This is a genomic window from Nocardia sp. NPDC005998 (genome assembly GCF_040614395.1).
Classification (GTDB): Bacteria; Actinomycetota; Actinomycetes; order Mycobacteriales; family Mycobacteriaceae; genus Nocardia.
This window is the reverse complement of sequence record NZ_JBEXUI010000091.1, coordinates 1-4,502: the sequence shown is the minus strand read 5'-3', so window position 1 is coordinate 4,502 and position 4,502 is coordinate 1. Positions and strand designations below refer to the sequence as shown.

Below are 4,502 nucleotides of genomic sequence, written 5' to 3'. Positions count from 1 at the left end.
CCCGATATTCGACTTCAACGAACCGATCCGCAACGGCTCTGCACGGCCCTGCCCGTACGCCGCGATCAACGCCTGCGCTTCGATCGGATCACCCAGCGGGGTGCCTGTCCCGTGGGCTTCCACCGCGTCGACATCGGTCGGATCCAGTCCGGCGGCGGCCAGCGCCGCCGCGATCACGCGCTCCTGCGACGGACCGTTCGGGGCCGAGAGTCCATTCGAAGCGCCGTCCTGATTCACCGCCGAACCCCGGATCACGGCAAGCACGTTGTGTCCCAACCGCTTCGCATCCGAGAGCCGCTCCAACACCAGCACACCGACACCCTCGGCCCAGCCGACACCATCGGCCGACGCCGAAAACGCCTTACACCGCCCATCGCGCGACAACCCACGCTGCCGAGAGAATTCCATGAACATGAACGGCGTCGCCATCAGTTGGACGCCGCTGGCGAAGGCGAGGGAGCTCTCGCCCTGACGCAGCGCCTGACAGGCCAGATGGATCGCGACCAGCGACGACGAACATGCCGTATCCACCGTCACCGCAGGGCCTTCCAGACCCAACGTGTACGACACCCGGCCCGACACCACACTGCCCGCCGAACCAGTACCCACGTACCCCTCGGCCACCGGACCCGCCGCCTTGGCGATCTGCTCGTAGTCCTGATATGAGACGCCGACGAAGACGCCGGTATCACTGCCGCGCAGGGCGAACGGATCGATTCCCGCGTCCTCCAACGCTTCCCACGACGCCTCCAGCAACAACCGCTGCTGCGGATCCATCGCCGACGCCTCACGCGGACCGATACCGAAGAACCCGGCATCGAAATCCCCGACACCGGAGATGAATCCGCCGTGGCGCAGGTAAGACGTGCCCGAATGGTCGGGATCGGGATGGAACAACCGGTCGAGATCCCACCCGCGATCGGTCGGGAATTCGCCGATCGCGTCGGTTCCGGATGCGACCACGTCCCATAGCTGTTCCGGTGATTCGATGCCCCCCGGGTAGCGACAGCTCATCCCCACGATCGCGATCGGCTCGTCGGTACGGATTCGGCGTGCGGGGCGTTTGGCAACGCGGTTCGCATCGACGTCCACGTCACCGACGCGCGATCGCACGAACGACGCCACGGCAGCGGCGGTGGGGTAATCGAATACCAGCGTCGAGGGCAACGCCACCCCGGTGGCCTTGGCGAGGCGGTTGCGAAACTCCACCCCCGCCAGCGAATCGAAGCCGATCTCGTTGAACGGCGCGGCGGGATCGATCGCCTCACCCGAGATATGCCCGAGTACTCCGGCGACTTGCTCGCGCACCACGTCGAGCACGATCGTCTCGCGTTCCTGCGCGGGGGCGGCGGCCAGCCGCAGCGCCAACGTGCCGCTCGCGTCCGCGGTGCGCCGCACGGGCACCGAGACGATCGAGTGCAACATCCGGGGCAGCGATCCGTCGCGGGCCTGCACCGCCAGTGTCTCGGTATCGAATTCGGCGCCGACCACCGTCGATGCGCTCGCCGCGAGCGCGCGATCGAACAGTGCCAAACCGTCCGCCGTCGCCAACGGACGCGCGCCCAGCTGACTCAACCGCGCCATCGCCGCGCTGCCGAGACCGCTGGTCATCCCGCCGGCCTGGTTCCAGGAGCCCCACGCGATAGACACGGCGGGCAGCCCCACGGCCCGCCGGTCCGCTGCCAGCGCGTCCAGGAACGCGTTGGCCGCCGCGTAGTTGCCCTGGCCCGGCGAACCGATCACCCCGGCGATCGAGGAGAACAGCACGAACGCGGACAGATCCTGCTCGCTGGTGAGCTCGTGCAGGTGCCAGGCGGCGTCGGCCTTGGCGGTGAGTACTCGGTCCACCTGTTCCGCGGACAGGGTCTCGATGGTGCCGTCGTCGAGCACGCCGGCCGAATGGATCACCGCGCTCGGTGCGAATTCGCCGGACAACTCGGTCAGCAGCGCCGCCAAGGCCGCACGGTCGCCGACATCACATGCCGCGACCCGCACCTGCGCACCGGCAGCGGTCAGCTCCGACACCAAATCCATTGCGCCGTCAGCACGCTCACCGCGCCGCGACACCAAGACCAACCGCCGCACACCGTGTGTTTCGACGATATGGCGCGCCACCAGCGCGCCCAAACCACCGGTGCCACCGGTGATCAGCACCGCACCGGTACCGAATGCGTCCTCGACGGTTGCGGCCGAGCCGGACTGCCGCCGCAACCGCGGCGCCAGCAAACCGCCATCGCGGGCGGCGAGCTGCGGTTCATCCGAACGCACGGCGGCGGCGATCAGATCGGCGGTCGGATCGACGTCGGCGCGCACATCGAGGAGCACGAACCGCTCCGGATGCTCGAACTGCGCACTGCGCACCAGGCCCCGCACCGCCGCTGCGGCCGGATCCGGCGCCTCGCCCGATACGCCGACAGCACCGCGCGTGAGCACCACCAGCCGGGAATCGGGTAACCGTTCCTGCGCCTGCCAGCTCTGTAAGAACTCCAATGCCGCGCGCACCCACGCACGAGTGCGCGTTGCGGCATCGGCATCGGCATCTCCGGCCGGTGACCATACGACGATCTCCGGAGTCTGATCGGCTGCGAGCAGTTCGGCGAGCCCGTTATACGAATGAGCCACGCCCGCAACGTGTTCGGTGCCGAGAACCGCCACCGACGTCTCCGCGATAGTTCCGGTCGACACCGGCACCCACTCGATGTCCGACAGCGACGCACGCCGGCCGGCCCCGCTGTTCAACGCCTTGGCATCGACGGGACGGGCGGTGAGCGATTCGAGGCTCAATACCGGCTCACCCATTTCGTCGAACGCGGCGACCCGGATCCGACCGGCGCTCAACCGAGTCAGTCGAACCCGGACCGCCGTCGCACCGGCGCGGTACAACCGCACTCCGGCGAACGAGAACGGCAGCGGCAACCGCCCCGACGGCATGTCCTGCGCCAGCCCCGCGATGGCGGCGTGGAAGGCGGCGTCGAGCAGTGCCGGGTGAATCCCGAACAACGCGGTGGAAGCTCCGTTTTCGTCGCCGACGACGACCTCGGCGAGGAGGTCGTCACCGTCGCGCCAGACCGAGGTGACCCCCTGGAATGCGGGACCGTAGCCCAATCCCAGATCGGCGAGGTGGGCATAGAGCTCGTCGTGCGGCTCCGGTTCCGCCCCGGCGGGCGGCCATTCGTCCGCCGAGCCGTGCCGTCCCGCATCGACCCACGTGGGCACGGCAGACGCAGCGGGGGCCAGTACCCCGCTGGCGTGCGAAATCCATTCGGCCGCAGCGGCATCCGGTTCGGTGATGCCGCGCGAGTAGATCACGAACCGGCGTCGGCCCGCGTCATCGGCAGGTTCGACGGCGACCTGGATATCGACGGCGGTATCGCCCTCGAGCAGCAGCGGTCCTTCGAGCAGCAGTTCCTCGACGAAACCGGCATCGAGCCGCGCACCCGCGCTCAGTGCGAGTTCGACGAATCCGGTGCCCGGTAGCAGCACCGAGCCGAAAACCGTGTGATCGGCGAGCCATGGCTGCGTCCGCAGCGACACGCTGGCGGTGAACAGCCATTCGTCCTTGCCCGCCAGGGGCACGACGCCGGTCAAGATCGGATGGGCGGGCGCTCCCGCCGACGATGAAGCACCGGCGAACGGCTCCAACCAGTACCGCTGACGCTGAAACGCATACGTGGGCAAGGACACTCGACTCAGCGAACGGCCCGCGAACAATGCACGCCAGTCGACGTGGATACCGGCGGTATGCGCTTGCGCCAACATCGTCAGGTACTGCATTACCTCGTCGACCGAGCGCCGAGACGCGGCGGCCACCAGCGCATCCGCCTCGATGTCCGGGTGCCGGGCGAGGCATTGACGGGTCAGCGACGCCAACACCGCGTCCGGGCCGACCTCGATGAACCGCCGCACCCCGTCGGCGACAAGAGTGTCGACGCCGGGCGCGAATCGCACACATCCGCGCACCTGGGCAACCCAATATTCCGGATCGGTCACCTCGGCGCCCGCGATGGCACCGGAGACGTTCGACACCATCGCGATCGCGGGTGTCCGATACGTCAACCCGGCGGCGACAGTGCGGAATTCGGCCAGCATGGCATCCATCCGCGCCGAATGGAACGCATGGCTCACCCGCAACCGCGAGGTCTTGACGCCAGCGCCGGACAACTCGAGCTCCGCCGCCTCGACGGCATCCGCATCGCCGGACAGCACGACCGAGGCCGGTCCGTTCAGCGCCGCGACCGACAGGCGATCCCCATATGTCGCGACGAGTTCGACGGCCCGCTCCTCGGTCACCGCTGCCGCGAGCATCGCGCCGCCTTCGGGCAACGCACCCATCAACCGCCCGCGCGCGACGACCAACGCGCACGCGTCCTCGAGTGACCACACCCCCGCCACATACGCCGCCACCAGCTCACCGATCGAATGCCCGATCAACACATCCGGACCGACACCGAACGACTCGATCAACCGGAACAGCGCCACCTCGAACGCGAACAACGCAGGCT

At 68.5% G+C, this 4,502-nt stretch carries 1 protein-coding gene; it reads right to left on the bottom strand.

The annotated features are described in order from the left end of the window. Nucleotides 1–4,502, bottom strand: a 4,502-nt coding sequence (locus tag ABZ293_RS41920; RefSeq protein WP_355189901.1) for an SDR family NAD(P)-dependent oxidoreductase, incomplete at both ends; no start/stop codon positions are given.